The 15,034-nt window shown below is 62.1% G+C and carries 11 protein-coding genes; 7 read left to right on the top strand and 4 right to left on the bottom strand.

From position 1 onward, the window contains the following. Positions 1-4: 4 nt before the first annotated feature. Positions 5-4,546, top strand: coding sequence for a glutamate synthase large subunit (gltB, locus tag HY17_RS12215; protein ID WP_034766837.1), 4,542 nt, complete (start codon positions 5-7; stop codon positions 4,544-4,546). Positions 4,547-4,611: 65 nt separating this feature from the next. On the opposite strand, the gene HY17_RS12210 is transcribed toward gltB, so the two are convergent. Then, complete coding sequence (locus tag HY17_RS12210) at positions 4,612-5,547, bottom strand: DUF4349 domain-containing protein (RefSeq protein ID WP_034766835.1); 936 nt, start codon at positions 5,545-5,547, stop codon at positions 4,612-4,614. Between the two features lie 327 nt (positions 5,548-5,874). Here HY17_RS12210 and HY17_RS12205 point away from each other — a divergent pair, with 327 nt between their 5' ends. Continuing rightward, positions 5,875-7,038 (top strand): histidinol-phosphate transaminase, encoded by a 1,164-nt coding sequence (locus HY17_RS12205; RefSeq protein ID WP_034766833.1) that lies wholly within the window; start codon positions 5,875-5,877, stop codon positions 7,036-7,038. A gap of 30 nt (positions 7,039-7,068) precedes the next feature. Here the strand turns inward: HY17_RS12205 and HY17_RS12200 are convergent, their stop codons facing one another. Next, complete coding sequence (locus HY17_RS12200; RefSeq protein ID WP_034766832.1) at positions 7,069-8,616, bottom strand: acyl-CoA carboxylase subunit beta; 1,548 nt, start codon at positions 8,614-8,616, stop codon at positions 7,069-7,071. A 209-nt stretch (positions 8,617-8,825) separates the two neighbouring features. On the opposite strand from HY17_RS12200, the gene HY17_RS12195 reads away from it, so the two are divergent. The 4 genes from HY17_RS12195 (at position 8,826) to HY17_RS12180 (ending at position 12,745) form a co-directional block, all read left to right on the top strand. Continuing rightward, positions 8,826-9,128, top strand: a complete 303-nt coding sequence (locus tag HY17_RS12195) for an SCP2 sterol-binding domain-containing protein (protein ID WP_034766830.1) — start codon at positions 8,826-8,828, stop codon at positions 9,126-9,128. Between the two features lie 82 nt (positions 9,129-9,210). Further along, positions 9,211-10,161 carry an alpha/beta fold hydrolase gene (locus tag HY17_RS12190; RefSeq protein WP_034766829.1) on the top strand — a complete coding sequence of 317 codons (951 nt, stop codon included), beginning with the start codon at positions 9,211-9,213 and terminating at the stop codon, positions 10,159-10,161. A 35-nt stretch (positions 10,162-10,196) separates the two neighbouring features. Then, positions 10,197-11,666, top strand: a complete 1,470-nt coding sequence (locus HY17_RS12185) for an AMP-binding protein (protein ID WP_034766827.1) — start codon at positions 10,197-10,199, stop codon at positions 11,664-11,666. A 74-nt stretch (positions 11,667-11,740) separates the two neighbouring features. Then, positions 11,741-12,745 (top strand): NAD(P)-dependent alcohol dehydrogenase, encoded by a 1,005-nt coding sequence (locus tag HY17_RS12180; RefSeq protein ID WP_034766825.1) that lies wholly within the window; start codon positions 11,741-11,743, stop codon positions 12,743-12,745. A gap of 150 nt (positions 12,746-12,895) precedes the next feature. On the opposite strand, the gene phbB is transcribed toward HY17_RS12180, so the two are convergent. Continuing rightward, the gene (gene phbB, locus HY17_RS12175) at positions 12,896-13,621 is read right to left on the bottom strand and encodes an acetoacetyl-CoA reductase (RefSeq protein ID WP_034766823.1); all 726 of its coding nucleotides are present in this window, start codon (positions 13,619-13,621) and stop codon (positions 12,896-12,898) included. A 152-nt stretch (positions 13,622-13,773) separates the two neighbouring features. On the opposite strand from phbB, the gene phaR reads away from it, so the two are divergent. Continuing rightward, a complete protein-coding gene (gene phaR / locus HY17_RS12170) occupies positions 13,774-14,358 on the top strand; it encodes a polyhydroxyalkanoate synthesis repressor PhaR (protein ID WP_034767076.1) in 585 nt (194 codons plus the stop codon). A 76-nt stretch (positions 14,359-14,434) separates the two neighbouring features. On the opposite strand, the gene HY17_RS12165 is transcribed toward phaR, so the two are convergent. Next, positions 14,435-15,001, bottom strand: a complete 567-nt coding sequence (locus HY17_RS12165; protein ID WP_233348775.1) for a hypothetical protein — start codon at positions 14,999-15,001, stop codon at positions 14,435-14,437. Positions 15,002-15,034 lie beyond the last annotated feature (33 nt).

Below are 15,034 nucleotides of genomic sequence, written 5' to 3'. Positions count from 1 at the left end.
TCAGATGTCAGACTATGTGAAACAGTACGAACAGAACCGTCAGCGCCTGATTGAGGCGAACGCCTACAATCCGGAAAACGAGCATGATGCCTGCGGCGTGGGCCTTGTGGCCTCACTGGACGGCAAGCCGCGCCGTGAAATCGTCGAGATGGGCATCAAGGCCCTGAAGAATGTGTGGCACCGCGGTGCTGTCGACGCGGACGGCAAGACCGGCGATGGCGCCGGTATCCGTGTGGAAGTGCCGCAGGAATTCTTCCGCGAGCATGTCACCCGCACCGGCCACAAGCCGACGGACGATCCGATCTGCGTCGGACAGATCTTCCTGCCGCGTACGGATTTCGCCGCACAGGAAGCCGCGCGGACTTTGGTAGAAACCGAAGTGCTGCATTTTGGCTTCTATATCTATGGCTGGCGCCAGCCGCCGATCGACGTGTCCGTCATCGGTCAGAAGGCGAAGGATACGCGCCCGGCGATTGAGCAGATCATGTTCCGCGATGCGATGGGCCGCTCCAGCGAAGAACTGGAACGCGCACTTTACATCTGCCGCCGCCGCATCGAACGCCGAGCCCGCGAAGCAGCGATCCCGAGCTTCTATATCTGTTCACTGAGCAACGCGTCCCTGATCTACAAGGGTATGTTCCTGGCGCAGGACATCGACAGGTTTTACCTCGACCTGCAGAGCGAGCAGTTCAGCTCCGCCTTTGCGATCTACCACCAGCGCTATTCCACCAACACGTTCCCTCAATGGGCCCTGGCCCAGCCGTTCCGCATGATTGCCCACAATGGTGAGATCAACACGGTGCGCGGCAACAAGAACTGGATGAAGAGCCACGAGATCCGCATGGTCTCGGAAACCTATGGCGAGCATGTCGAAGACGTGAAACCGGTGATTCCGGATGGCACGTCGGATTCCGGCGCGCTTGATTCCGTGTGGGAACTGCTCTGCAAATCCGGCCGGTCTGCTCCGATGGCGAAAGCCATGCTGATCCCGGAAGCCTGGTCGAAGCGCGACTCGGTGATGCCGCTCGCGCATCGTGCGCTCTACGATTACTGCAACTCGGTCATGGAGCCGTGGGACGGCCCGGCCGGTATCGCGGCCTATGATGGCCGCTGGGCGATTGCGGGTCTCGACCGTAACGGCCTGCGCCCGCTGCGCTATGCGCTGACGACGGACGGTATCCTCGCCGTCGGGTCCGAAACCGGCATGTGCCCGCTCGGCGATCACGAAGTTGCCAAGCGCGGCTCGATCCCCGCTGGCGGCATGATCGCGGCAGACCTGAAAACCGGCAAATTCTATGACCACAAGGACATTGTGGACTATCTGGCCGCCCAGGCGCCTTACGAGGAATGGCTGTCGGCCGTGACGGAACTGGATCCGGAAATCGGTCCCGGTGAAGAACCGGCGATGTTCGCCAAGGAAGAGCTGCTGCGCCGCCAGACAGCCGCCGGCTATTCTCTGGAAACGCTGGAACTGATCCTGTCGCCCATGGTGGAATCCGGCAAGGAAGCCATCGGCTCGATGGGGGATGACACGGCCCCGGCGGTGCTGTCCTTCAACTACCGCCCGATGAGCCATTTCTTCCGGCAGAACTTCAGCCAGGTGACCAATCCGCCGGTTGACCCGCTTCGCGAAGAACGCGTGATGAGCCTCAAGACGCGGTTCAAGAACCTCGGCAACGTGCTCGACACGGACAAGTCGCAGCAGGAAGTCTTCGTGCTGGAAAGCCCGGTACTGACGAACGGCATGTATGAGCGGCTGCTGACGCGGCTTGGCGTGTCCTACACCGAGATCGACTGTACCTTCCCGGCAGAGGACGTCACCAATGATGGTAGCGCCCTGAAGGAAGCATTGTCCCGCATCCGTCAGGAAGCCGAAGATGCCGTGCGCGAAGGCCGCGAGCATATCGTCCTGACAGACCAGTATCAGTCCGCCACCCGCACCGCGATCCCGATGATCCTCGCCACCGGCGCGGTGCACTCGCACCTCGTGGCGCAGGGCCTGCGGACGTTCTGCTCCATCACGGTGCGCTCGTCCGAATGTCTCGACACGCATTACTTTGCCGTGCTCGTCGGCGTCGGCGCGACCTGCGTCAACGCTTACCTTGCGCAGGACGCGATCACCGACCGCCATGCCCGCGGCCTTTACGGCGACCTGACGCTCGAAGAGTGCGTGCACAATTACAAGGCCGCCGTGGAAGCGGGCCTGTTGAAGATCATGTCCAAGATGGGCATCTCGGTCATTTCATCCTATCGCGGCGGGTACAATTTCGAGGCGCTCGGTCTCTCCCGCGCGCTGGTGGCCGATTACTTCCCCGGCATGAACAGCCGTATCTCCGGCCTTGGCCTTGCAGGCCTTGAAGAGAACGCGCTGGTCCGCCACGAAATGGCATTTGACGACGATGTCATCTCGCTCCCCGTTGGCGGCTTCTACCGCCTGCGCGCGAACGATGAACCGCATGCCCTCGATGGCCAGCTGATCCACACGCTGCAAACCGCCTGCAACACGGGCGATTATTCGGTGTACCGAAAATTTGCGGACGCGCTGGAGGCACGCAACCCGATTCAGCTGCGGGACCTGCTGGACTTCAAACGCAACCTGCCGCCAGTGCCGCTGACGCAGGTTCAGTCGATCAATGAGATCCGCAAGCGCTTCGTGACGCCCGGCATGTCGCTCGGCGCGCTCAGCCCTGAGGCACATGGTACGCTCAACATCGCCATGAACCGGATCGGGGCCAAGTCTGTCTCGGGGGAGGGCGGCGAAGACCGCGCCCGTTATCGCCCGCTGCCGAACGGCGACAATATGAACTCGTCGGTCAAGCAGATCGCGTCCGGCCGTTTCGGCGTGACGGCGGAATATCTGAACCAGTGCCGCGAGATCGAGATCAAGGTGGCCCAGGGCGCCAAGCCCGGCGAGGGCGGCCAGCTGCCCGGCTTCAAGGTGACCGAGTTCATCGCCCGCCTGCGCCACGCGACGCCGGGTGTAACGCTGATCTCTCCGCCGCCGCACCACGACATCTATTCCATCGAAGATCTGGCCCAGCTGATCTACGACCTGAAGCAGATCAACCCGGAGGCCCGTGTCTGCGTGAAGCTCGTCGCCCAGTCCGGCGTCGGCACGGTGGCTGCCGGTGTGGCGAAAGCGAAGGCGGACATCATCCTGATCGCTGGAGGTGTCGGCGGGACGGGCGCGAGCCCCCAGACCTCGGTGAAGTTCGCCGGCCTGCCTTGGGAAATGGGCCTTGCAGAAGCGCACCAGATCCTGTCGCTCAACAATCTGCGCGACAAGGTCACCCTGCGGACCGATGGCGGCTTGCGCACGGGCCGTGACATTGTCATCGCGGCCATGCTGGGCGCTGAGGAATACGGCATCGGCACGGCCTCGCTTGTGGCCATGGGCTGTATCATGGTGCGCCAGTGCCATTCGAACACCTGCCCGGTCGGCGTCTGCGTGCAGGACGAGGCACTGCGCGCGCACTTCACCGGCACGCCGGAGAAGGTCGTCAATCTGATGAGCTTCATCGCAGAAGACGTCCGGGAGATCCTTGCCTCGCTTGGCCTGAAGTCTCTCGACGAAGCCATTGGGCGGACGGACCTCCTGGCCCAGGTCAGCCGCGGCGCGACGCATCTCGATGACCTCGACCTCAACCCGCTTCTGGTCCAGGTCGATACCGACAAGCCGATCATCTACCATCCGGCTCACCGCGAGGAAGTGCCGGATACGCTGGATGCTCAGATCCTGCGCGATGCAGAACCCTTCTTCGAGCGCAGTGAGAAGATGCAGCTCGAATACGACGTGCAGAACACGATGCGCGCCATCGGCACACGGTCGAGCTCCGCCATCACGCGCAAGTTCGGCATGCATGCCCTGCCGGAAGGCCGCCTGCACATCCGGCTTGAAGGCTCGGCCGGCCAGTCACTCGGCGCCTTCTCGGTGCAGGGCCTGCTGCTGGAAGTCATCGGCGATGCCAATGACTATGTCGGCAAGGGCCTGTCCGGAGCGACCATTGTCGTGGCCCCGCGCCCGAAAGACCGCCGCTCGGCTTCCGGCGATGCCATCATCGGCAACACCTGTCTCTATGGTGCGACCAGCGGAAAGCTGTTCGCGTCCGGAACGGCAGGCGTGCGCTTCGCGGTCCGGAACTCCGGTGCGAAGACGGTGGTCGAGGGCTGCGGCGCGAATGGCTGCGAGTACATGACCAATGGCCGTGCGGTGATCCTCGGCCCCATCGGCGACAATTTCGGCGCCGGCATGACGGGCGGCGCGGCCTTCATCTGGGATCCGACGAACCGGTTCGAACGCGTCGCCAACCCGGATTCGATCGACTGGTATCCGCTGCCGGAAATGCCGACCGAACATATCGGCGAGGCCAAGGCCCTGATCGAGGAACATGTCCGCCGCACGGGCTCTGTCCGCGGCAAGGAAATCCTCGACGACTGGGACCGCGCCGTCCACGACATGCTGATGGTCGTGCCGAAGGAAATCGCACACCTGCTGCTCGGCCGTACCAAGCCAAAGGCGAAGAAAAAGGTCGCCGCGAAGGCCTGATTCCAGACCTGTAAAGAAAAAGCCCCGCGGAGCGATCCGCGGGGCTTTGCTGTTTGGGGGCAGGATCAGGATTTCTTGCGGCGGATGCGCGGCCAGATCAGTTTCAGCCATATCCAGACGAAGACGCCAATCAGGATCAGCCAGGGCAGGCCAATGGCAAAGGCGGTGATCACGGCGGCCAGCGCGCTCGACAGATTATAGAAGAAATCCCCGAAGGCGCGGGCCAGCGGCTCCAGCGCGCCCTGCGAGACCGGGTTGCGCTTGGTTTCATAGCCGATGGAGAGCTGGCTCATGTTCACCCTCTGGCGCAGGGCCGCGAGGGAAGATTTCAGGGAATCGATCTCGCCGTTGACGCGGGCCAGTTCCCGCTCAGTTTCCAGCAGTTCGCCCAGTTTGCCGGGCCGGTCGGCCAGCAGCTGTTCCAGCCGGGCCTGCAGCGTCTCCTGCGCCTTCAGCCGTGCATCGGTATCAATGATGGAAACGGTCAGGTCTTCGGCAGTCGTCTGGCGGTTGGTGATTTCGCCTTTCGCCGCTTTGGCTTCGGCTTCGACGCCGTTCAGGAACTGTTCGATCCAGGCCGGTGTGGCGCGCAGGTTCAGCGAGGCGGAGGCTTCATCCTCCGAATAGGCATTCATCCAGGAATTCGTCACCATGCAGACCGTGGGCCCGGCCTTGTTGCAGGCATCGATATGGCCCTGCAACGTCGGCTCGATCGCATTGACCGGCAGGCGCATGCCGATGGAGTGGGAGTAGGCAATGTACTGCTGGGCGACGGTCTCGCCACCCATGCTGCCATCTGGCCCGCCGCCGGCCTCCATCTCTTCCATCAACATGCCGTCGTCGGCGGCGTATTTCGCGCCCATCGACATTTCGACCGGGGGAGGGGGCGCGTTTATAGGGCGGGCGGATTCCCGCGATGCGCCGGGTCCGCCGCAGGCGGCAAGGCCCATGGCCGACAGGGTCAGCGCCGACAGCGCGAGGCGAAGTGATTTGGTGTTCATGTGTGTCCCTCCAGTGGACTCATCTCCCACATGAAACGCGGAAAAAGGCAAGATTCCGCTCGCAAAGCGAAAAATTGCGGCGGTCGGGTCCGCGGGAGGGGGCAGAGTGCGGCTCAGGCGCGCGACCCGCCCGCAACGGCGCCCGCCTCACAGGCGAATCTGGTCATCAAGGAAGCAATCGCCAGCGGATTCCCCGGCAGGGTAACCTTTGTGTTGCCGACGCAGCAGGCGAGGCGGATCGTTCTTGCACATCCGGCGCCTCGGAGGGTGCGCCGGTCCTCCAGCCTCGGTGAGAGACCCTCCGGACCATTCTAAGGACCCAAGGTCATGAACAGATTTTCCAGCGAACCGCTCTTTTCACCTTCCCGCCGCAGCCTGATGAAACTGGCCGGTGTCGGCGCCGTTGGCGCGGCGACCGCCCTCTCAGCCTGCTCGGAAACCGCCACTGCGGCCACCCCGGCCAATGACGCGATCGACCCGGATGCCCTCGCCATCCTGTCGGCCAACGAAAACCCGTATGGTCCGTCGCCCAAAGCGGTTGAGGCGGTCAGGGCCGAAGCTGCGAACCTCTATCGCTACACCTATCCGACCGTGTCGAAATTTGCCGCGATGGTCGCCGAGCGCGAAGGCGTTGCACCGGAGCAAGTGCTGGTCACCAACGGCTCAACCCCAATCCTGGCGGCGTTCTCCGACTGGGTGAATGTGAAGGGCGGCAAGATCATCACCTCCGCGATTACCTATGAGGGCGTGCCGCGCGTCGCAGAACAGGCAGGCACCGAAGTCGTCTACATGCCGCTGACCCAGGACATGGGCTATGACATGGAAGCCATCGCGGCCCGTGTCGGCCCGGACACGGGGGCTGTCTATCTCTGCAACCCGAACAACCCGACCGGCAAGACGATCCCGACAGCGCAGCTGAAAGCCTTCGTCGAAGACGTCAGCAACAAGGTTCCGGTCTTCGTCGACGAAGCCTATCTGGACATGTCGGACGACTATCCGGGCAATGTGATGTCCGAATTTGTTGCCGCTGGTAAGCCGGTTATCGTGGCACGGACCTTCTCGAAAATCTACGGCATGGCCGGTCAGCGTCTTGGCTACGGCCTGATGCCGGCCGACATGGCGATGGATATGCGCATGACGGGCCGCCTGTCGAACGTCAACTATCTCGGTCTCGTTGCTGGCATGGCCAGCCTTGAGGACACGGCCCATTTCGAAAAGATGCGCGCCACCATGATCCGTGGACGCCAGAAGTTGATCGCCATGGCCGCAGACCTTGGCCGCCCGATCGCACCGGATCCGCAGGGCAGCTTCATCTACATGGATGTCGGTATGCCGGCGAAGGATTTCGCCGCCAAGATGCTGGAGCGCAATGTGCGCGTTGTTGGTGAGCGCTGGAGCGACCTGCCGAACTGGACACGTATCTGCGTGGGCCTCGATCACGAGATCGACAAGTGCCACGCGGCCGCAAAAGAAGTCCTGACCTCGATCTAAAGGGGGGTGGGGCCCCGGCCCTGGCTTCGGTCAGGGCCGGTAGCCCACCTTGCGCTCGCCGGGTTCGAGGACCCGCCAGGCGTGATGGATGAAATCCACCAGCAGCGGCCGCGTGTCGCGCGGGTCGATGATTTCCTCCGCAAGGAAACTTTCCGCCGTTCGGAACGGTGAGCGGATCGCTTCAAACTTCCGGTACAATTGCTCCTTCAAGGCGTCGGGATCTTCCGCCTCGGCCAGTTCCTTCCGGAACGCGGCCTCGATGCCGCCCGCCATGGGCAGGCTGCCCCAGTCGCCGCTCGGCCAGCAATAGCGCCACTTCGTTTTCGACTGGTTCATCATCGCCGACCCGGCGAGGCCATAGGCCTTGCGGATGACCACCGAACAGACTGGCACGTCTGCCTGATAGACGGCCGTCATGGCGCGTACACCTGCGCGGGTGACGCCGGCTGTCTCCGCCTTCACGCCGACAGCGAAGCCCGGACAGTCGACAAAGTGAATGACCGGCAGGTGGAACATGGAGCAGAGGTCCATGTGCCGTGTGACCTTGTCGCAGACATCTGCCGTCCACGCCCCATCCAGGAAGAAGGGGTCGCCCGCCAGGATACCGACGGGGTAGCCATCGATCCGCGCGAAGCCGGTGACGATGCCGCGGCCCCATTCCTTGCCGATCTCGAAGAAGCTCCCATGGTCGACCGTGGCGTCGATGATCTTGCGCGGCTTGTAGGGGGTCTTTCCGTCGGTTGGCACGATGGAGAGCAGGCTCTCTTCCTTCCGGTCCGGATGGTCGGCCGGGGACGTGCGCTGAGGCAGGTCGTGTACGGACGGGGGCAGGTAGGACAGGAAGCGCCGCGCCGCGATGAAGGCGTCGGCTTCGGTATCGACGACATTGTCTACCGTGCCGTTCTGCGCCTGGATCTTCCAGCCGCCGAGCTCTTCCTTGGTCACGTTTTCACCGAGTGCGATGGCCACGGGCGGTCCGGCCACGAACACCTGGCTGAGTTCCTTGACCATGACCGAAAAATGGCTGGCCGCCACACGGCCCGCGCCCATGCCGGCGCAAGGGCCGAGAGCCAGCGAGACGAACGGCACCTGCGTCATGCCGTGGACGATCTCGTTCCAGCCGGGCGTTTCGGGAATATAGGTGCGCGGGTCTTTCTCCAGCGATTTGACCGAACCGCCGCCACCCGTGCCGTCAATCATCTGAACCAGCGGCATGCGATACTCCGCCGCCATTTTGATCATCTGGACCATTTTCTGCCAGATCGAGGCATCCGAGGCGCCGCCGCGCACGGTGAAATCGTCGGCGAGGATCACGGTCGGACGGCCATCCAGCGTCGCCCGCCCAGTGACGGAACTGGCTGGCAGGAAAGTCTCGAGTTCGTCGTCCGCGGTATAGGTCGCCCGGCCGGAGATCTTGCCGATCTCATGGAAGCTGCCCGGATCGACCAGGAAGGCGACCCGTTCCCGGACGGTCAGCTTACCGCGCCCGCGCTGGCGTTCGACGGGTTCTTCGCCGCCCATTTTCTCGGCCAGCCGTTCACGGCGGCGGAGTTCCTCAATCGATTTTTCCCAACTCATGCCGCGACCTTCCACGCTTCCCCAGCGCAACGTCAAGCAGATGTGAAACCGATCTCACAAGATTTCAGCGGGCATGGCCCGGAGAACACAAGGCCGTACCGCGAGAATCTGAAAGCTCCTTCACGATACGGTATGTCACACAGCTTTTCCTTGATTTTCATACCGCGGGTCTGCTTTATCGCATCAAATCCATCCCAAGGAGGAATCTCATGGATCTCGCAGAACTCACAGCCAAGGCCAATGACGCTGTTTCCGCAGGCGGCGACTTCAAGAAAAAGGTGAAGTTTGATTTCGGCGATGCCGGCAAACTTTTCATCGACGGCATGAATGGCGTGGCCAACAATTCTGACGACGCAGCCGATGCGACGATCAAGGTTGATTGGGAAGACTTCAAGAAGATTGCCTCCGGCGGCCTCGACGCCACGATGGCCTTCATGCAGGGTAAACTGAAAGTTGAAGGCGACATGTCGGTTGCCATGCAGCTTCAGAGCCTGATGAAGGCGCTCTCCTAAGGCGAACCGCCCTTCGGGTTTGACAGGTCAGGCCGCCCCGGGACACCCTGCGGGCGGCCTTTTCCGTCTGGGATAAAACTGCATGGACACGACCCCTTCGCCGGATACCGAATTCGTCCTCGTTCCTGGCAATCCGCCGCCTACAGGAGCGGAGATCGTCTGGTTCAAGGGCACGGGCGGACGTGCCCTGCGTGCCTGCGTCGCCCCGGCGCTGGCGCCTGACAAGCCACGCGGCACGGCCATCGTCTGCCCGGGCCGGACGGAATTCATCGAAAAATATTTCGAGGTCGGGCACGAGCTGCAGGCGATGGGCTTTGCCGTCGTCATTCTCGACTGGCCGGGGCAGGGCCTGTCGGAGCGCCTGCTCGACGACACGAAGAAAGGCCATATCGACCGGTTCGAGACGTTCATGGGCGCGCTGGCCAACGGGCTGGAGGCGCTCGATGACCGCCTGCCGCGGCCTTATGTGTCGCTTGCTCATTCCATGGGCGGCGCGATTGCGCTGGCCGCCATTGCACGAGGTCTTGTGAAGGTGGACGCCGCCGCGTTCTCTGCGCCGATGTGGGGGATCAAGTCGAAATTCCTCGGCATGCGCTATCTCGTCTGGGCGATGCGGGCGACCGGCCGGTCCGGTGACTATGCTGTCCAGCCCGGCCCGCCGGAGACGTTCGAGACGAACATCGTGACCCATGACAGAAAGCACTGGCAGCTGCAGCGCGACCTCGTCGATGCCCGGCCGGAGCTGGACCTCGGCCCGGTAACATGGGGCTGGCTCGGTGCGTCGCTGGATATCCTTGCGACCTTCACAAAAGCCAGGACGCTAAACTCTGTGACCATTCCCGTCTTCGTCGCCTCTGCCTCAGAAGAGCAGCTGGTCGACAATGCGACCCATACCGCTGTCTGCAAACGCCTGCCGGATTGTGAGCACGTGATGGTTGAGGGCGCGATGCACGAGATCCTGATGGAAACGGACGACAAGCGCGCGCAGTTCTGGGAGGGCTTCCAACGCCTCCTGAAACGTGCGGATATATAGACAAGAAAAAATAGACTGGGGTTAGGAGGAAACCTGTGGCGATCATTACGCTTTCACGCATTCTGGCTTTCTGGGCGGCGAAACAGCCGGACCGGCCTGCGATCGATCATGAAGGGGCCCAGATCAGCTGGGCAGACCTTGACCGGCGCACCAACCGCCTTGCGCGCGCTTATGAAAAGCTGGGCGTGAAGCAGGACGATTTCGTCACCATTGCGCTGCCGAACGGGATCGAATTCTTCGAAGCCTGCCTCGCCACCTGGAAAGCCGGCGCGACGCCGCAGCCGATTTCTTCCCGCCTGCCCAAGCATGAGCGTGACCAGATCGTGGAGCTTGGCAAGCCATCCCTTGTGGTCGGCGTTCCGGCAGGAGAATATGGCGACACGCCGTCTGTGCCCGAGAACTACGAGCCGGACGCCAGCCTTCCGGACACGGAACTTCCCGAACGCATGGCCGCTTCGCTCAAGGCGATGACCAGCGGCGGCTCCACCGGCCGGCCGAAACTGATTGTATCCAAGATCCCGGCTGCCTGGGATCCGGAACTGCCCTATCTCGAAATCCCGGTGCAGGGCGCGATGCTGATCCCGGGGCCGCTCTATCACAATGGCCCGTTCATGTGGGCGATGATTGCCCTCTTCAAGGGCTGCACGGTCGGTATTACGACACGCTTCGACGCGGAGAAGACGCTGTCGACGATCGAGCGGCTGAAAGTGGATGTCGTCTACACCGTGCCAACCATGATGCGCCGCATCTGGGCACTGCCGGAAGACGTGCGGAACAAGTACAACCTGTCCAGCCTCAAGGCGCTCTGGCACCTCGCGGCGCCATGCCCGGCCTGGCTGAAGGAATGCTTCATCGAATGGCTTGGCGGTGACGTGATCTGGGAGCTCTATGCCGGCACCGAAGGGCAGGGCACGACCATCATTCAGGGTACGGAATGGCTGGAGCATCGCGGCTCGGTCGGCAAACCGGTCGAGGCGTGCGAGATGAAGGTTGTCGGCGAGAATGGCGAAAACCTGCCGCCCGGCGAAGTTGGCGAGATTTTCATGCGCCCGCTGGAAGGCCCGGGCACGACCTATCGTTATATTGGCGCAGAGGCCAAATCGCTTGAAGGCGGCTGGGAAAGCCTCGGCGACATGGGCTACATGGATGAGGACGGCTATCTCTACCTGACAGACCGCCTGTCGGACATGATCCTGTCGGGCGGGGCGAACATCTATCCAGCGGAAGTGGAAGCGGCGATCGATGCCTATCCGGGTGTCCAGTCGTCCGCCGTGATCGGCCTGCCGGACGAGGATATGGGCGCGCGCCTGCATGCCGTCATTTGCCGGCCGGAGGGCGCGGTGGACGAGGCCGACATGGTGGCCCATCTCGCCACCATGCTTGTGCGCTACAAGATCCCGAAGAGCTTCGAATATGTCAGCGAAGCGGTGCGCGACGATGCCGGAAAGGTACGCCGCAAGACACTCCGCGAAGAACGGATCGCGGCCATGGCCCAAAACGCCTGAAGTGATTCCGGTTCCGCTTGACTTACCCTAGGGCGGGACCGCTCCCTTCCTCCCAAATTCAGGAGGAAAACCCCATGAAAGTTGCAGCCGTCAAGAAGCCGGGCGGACCCGGAAATCTCGTCATCGAAGAACGCCCCGATCCGAAACCCGGCCCGGGAGAAGTGCTGGTGCGCGTGCGCGCCTCCAGCCTTAATTATCACGACTTTGTCGTCGTCATGGGCGGCATCCCGACCCCGGATGGCCGCATTCCGATGTCCGACGGCGCCTGCGAAGTCGTCGCCGTCGGCGAGGGCGTCACCAAATGGAAAGCGGGCGACAAGGTCCTCTCGCTGTTCTTCCCAAGCTGGCAGTCCGGCCAGATCGAGGCGGCGGGCTTCCAGTCCGTTCCCGGAGACGGAGCAGACGGTTTTGCGGCGGAGCTTGTTGCTGCGCCGGAAACGGCCTTCACCCGCATGCCGGAAGGCTGGACGTTTGAAGAGGCCGCAACCCTTCCGTGTGCAGCGCTGACCGCTTGGCGCGGCATTGTCGCCGAAGGCAAGATCAAGCCGGGCGACTGGGTGCTGACGCAAGGCACGGGCGGCGTGTCGATCTTCGCGCTGCAGCTCGCCAAGGCGGCTGGCTGCCGGGTGATCTCGACCTCGTCGTCGGCCGAGAAGCTCGAAAAGCTGAAAGCCCTCGGCGCCGATCATGTGATCAATTACAAGGAAAACCCGGAATGGGGCGCTGAAGCCTTCAAACTGGCCGGCGGACGCGGCGTCGATGAAGTCGTCGAGATCGGCGGGCCGGGCACAATGGCCCAGTCCATCGCGGCGTGCCGTCCTGGTGGGCACATCTCGCTGATCGGCGTGCTCACCGGCGTCTCCGGTGAAGTACCGACGGCGGCGCTCTTCTCGCGCAATATCACCCTGTCGGGCATTACGGTCGGCTCGCGCCGGATGCAGGAAGACATGATCGACGCAATCGAGGCGAACGGCATCAAGCCGGTGATCGATAGCACCTTCCCGCTGGACAAGATCGCCGACGCGTTCGCCCATCAGGCGAGCCAGAAGCATTTCGGCAAGATCGTCCTGACGGTCTGATCCGGCAATGTCCGTTATAGTCCGGCATGGTCTTCATTGGTCATGCCGGAGCAGGCCTGGTCCGGTATGATCATGCCATGTTCTATGTGGACATGAAAAAACGCCCTCCCGGCAGGGGAGGGCGTTTCTTTGTCCCGGAACGAAACAGGCTTAGCCGGCGATATATTGCGCGCCGTTCACCGTCATCGTCGCGCCGGTAATGAAAGCGCCGTCGTCGCTGGCGAGATAGGCGCACATGGAGGCGATTTCTTCCGGCTTGCCGAGGCGGCCGACCGGGATCGTCGCGATGATGCCTTCCAGCACTTTCTCAGGCACGGCACGCACCATCTCGGTGTCGATATAGCCCGGGCAGACCGTGTTCACGGTGATGCCCTTCTTGGCGCCTTCCTGGGCAAGGGCCTTGCTGAAACCGATCAGGCCGGCCTTGGCGGCGGAATAGTTCGCCTGGCCGAACTGACCCTTCTGGCCGTTGATGGACGAGATGTTGATGACGCGGCCCCAATTGCGCTCGCGCATGCCTTCCCAGACATGGTGCGTCACGTTGAAGGCGGAGGTCAGATCGATGTCGATCACCTGCTGCCATTGGTCTTTCGTCATTTTGTGGAAGGGCGCATCGCGCGTTACGCCGGCATTGTTCACGACGATGTCGATCGGGCCGAGGTCTTTTTCAATCGCGGCGATGCCGGCGCCAACGGCGTCATAATCGGCGACATCGAACTTGTAGACATGGATGCCGAGCTCGTCGGCGGTCGCCTTGGCGGCTTCCTCGTTACCGGCATAGTTTGCCGCGACTTTGTAGCCGGCTTTCGCCATGGCTGCGCTGATGGCGTGGCCGATACCGCGTGTACCGCCTGTGACCAGAACCGTTTTGGACATGGGTGCTCCTCCCTTAAATTTTGCACTGCAGCATGCTTAGCGTTACTGTTGCAGAAACTTCAATAGCGCATTGGTCGCATGCAGATTTTATGCGAGATTATGCGGCATAGCACAAAAATTGCTTTCCCCTTGCGGAAAGCTGAGGGATGAAAATGGTCAAAGGGTCGGGTTCTTCGGAGCCAATCATCATCAAAAAATATGCGAACCGGCGCCTCTACGACACGTCGACCTCGTCTTATGTGACGCTGGATCACCTGTCCGAACTTGTCCGCGAGGGTCGGGATTTTGAGGTCCGCGATGCCAAGACGGGCGAGGATCTGACGCGCCAGGTTCTGACGCAGATCATCTTCGAACAGGAAACCAAGGGTGAGGGCGCCCTGCCGCTGAACTTCCTGCGCCAGCTGATCGGCTTCTATGGCGGTGGCGCGCAGACCTTCCTGCCAGCCTTCCTAGACATGTCGATGAACTCCTTCGCCGAAGCGCAGAAGGAGTGGCAGAAGGCGGCCAATCCGATGACCATGTTCGAGAAACAAGCCCGCCGGAACATGGCGATGTTCGAACAGGCCATGAAGATGTTCATGCCGACGCTCTACAATTCGTCGAAGCCCCAAAACTCGTCCTCGTCGTCTTCCCCGGCCGGTTCCATGATGGAAATGCAGGCCGAGGCGCTCGCCAACATGCAGGCCCAGATGTCCGCCATCCAGGACCAGCTGGCAGAGCTGTACCGCAAGGACTGAGACGCGCGCTCAAGGTGAAATCAAAAAAAGCCCGCTCCATCGAGCGGGCTTTTCTGCTTTTAGTTTCGGTACCGGATCAGCCGTGATCCACGCCAAAGTCGCGCCGCGCAGACACGATGGTCACCACCACACCGGCCAGCACATCCAGAAGTGTCATCGACATCAGGATGAAGAAGGTGGAGGTGGCGAAGTTAGGCGCCAGCAGGAACTCGATGAGGCACAGGATGAACAGCATCATCGAAATCGCGTGATTGATGATGGTCGAGGTGCCGGTGCTGGTCGACTTCAGGATTTCCAGGAACAGGAAAACGATCGACAACAGCAGGATCGCATCGCCCTGGGTCAGCACCCATTTGACGCCGGAAATCATCGGAAGCGAGAAAAAGGTCTCGTTCAGCACGGCCTGAAGCGGGGCGGTATCGCTGACAATGATCTGGCCAAGCTCATTGGTTGTCGTCGCCGGGCCGCCGGCCATGACGGCCAGAAGGTTGTAGAGGGCCACCGGCACGACCAGTAGCGGAAAGATTCCGAAGATTGCACGCATCAAATACCCCTTTTCGGTGCTGCTGCGGGACCCGGCATTTTGCCGTTTGCGTCTGGCGATGAACCCGCCAATGACGGCTGCCTGCGTGTCCTTTTTCATGTTCACTAACCCGTCGCTCAGCGCGTGTTAACA

The organism is Hyphomonas sp. CY54-11-8 (assembly GCF_000682735.1).
Taxonomy (GTDB): Bacteria; Pseudomonadota; Alphaproteobacteria; order Caulobacterales; family Hyphomonadaceae; genus Hyphomonas.
Note: the sequence above shows the minus strand (reverse complement) of the source record. Positions and strands in the feature narration are given on the sequence as shown.

Excerpts from the sequence above, each read along its gene's own strand:
- gltB (WP_034766837.1), top strand. The coding sequence starts at position 5 with ATGTCAGACTATGTGAAACAGTACGAACAGAACCGTCAGCGCCTGATT.
- HY17_RS12210 (WP_034766835.1), bottom strand. The coding sequence starts at position 5,547 with ATGAACACCAAATCACTTCGCCTCGCGCTGTCGGCGCTGACCCTGTCG.
- HY17_RS12205 (WP_034766833.1), top strand. The coding sequence starts at position 5,875 with ATGAACAGATTTTCCAGCGAACCGCTCTTTTCACCTTCCCGCCGCAGC.
- HY17_RS12200 (WP_034766832.1), bottom strand. The coding sequence starts at position 8,616 with ATGAGTTGGGAAAAATCGATTGAGGAACTCCGCCGCCGTGAACGGCTG.
- HY17_RS12195 (WP_034766830.1), top strand. The coding sequence starts at position 8,826 with ATGGATCTCGCAGAACTCACAGCCAAGGCCAATGACGCTGTTTCCGCA.
- HY17_RS12190 (WP_034766829.1), top strand. The coding sequence starts at position 9,211 with ATGGACACGACCCCTTCGCCGGATACCGAATTCGTCCTCGTTCCTGGC.
- HY17_RS12180 (WP_034766825.1), top strand. The coding sequence starts at position 11,741 with ATGAAAGTTGCAGCCGTCAAGAAGCCGGGCGGACCCGGAAATCTCGTC.
- phbB (WP_034766823.1), bottom strand. The coding sequence starts at position 13,621 with ATGTCCAAAACGGTTCTGGTCACAGGCGGTACACGCGGTATCGGCCAC.
- phaR (WP_034767076.1), top strand. The coding sequence starts at position 13,774 with ATGGTCAAAGGGTCGGGTTCTTCGGAGCCAATCATCATCAAAAAATAT.
- HY17_RS12165 (WP_233348775.1), bottom strand. The coding sequence starts at position 15,001 with ATGAAAAAGGACACGCAGGCAGCCGTCATTGGCGGGTTCATCGCCAGA.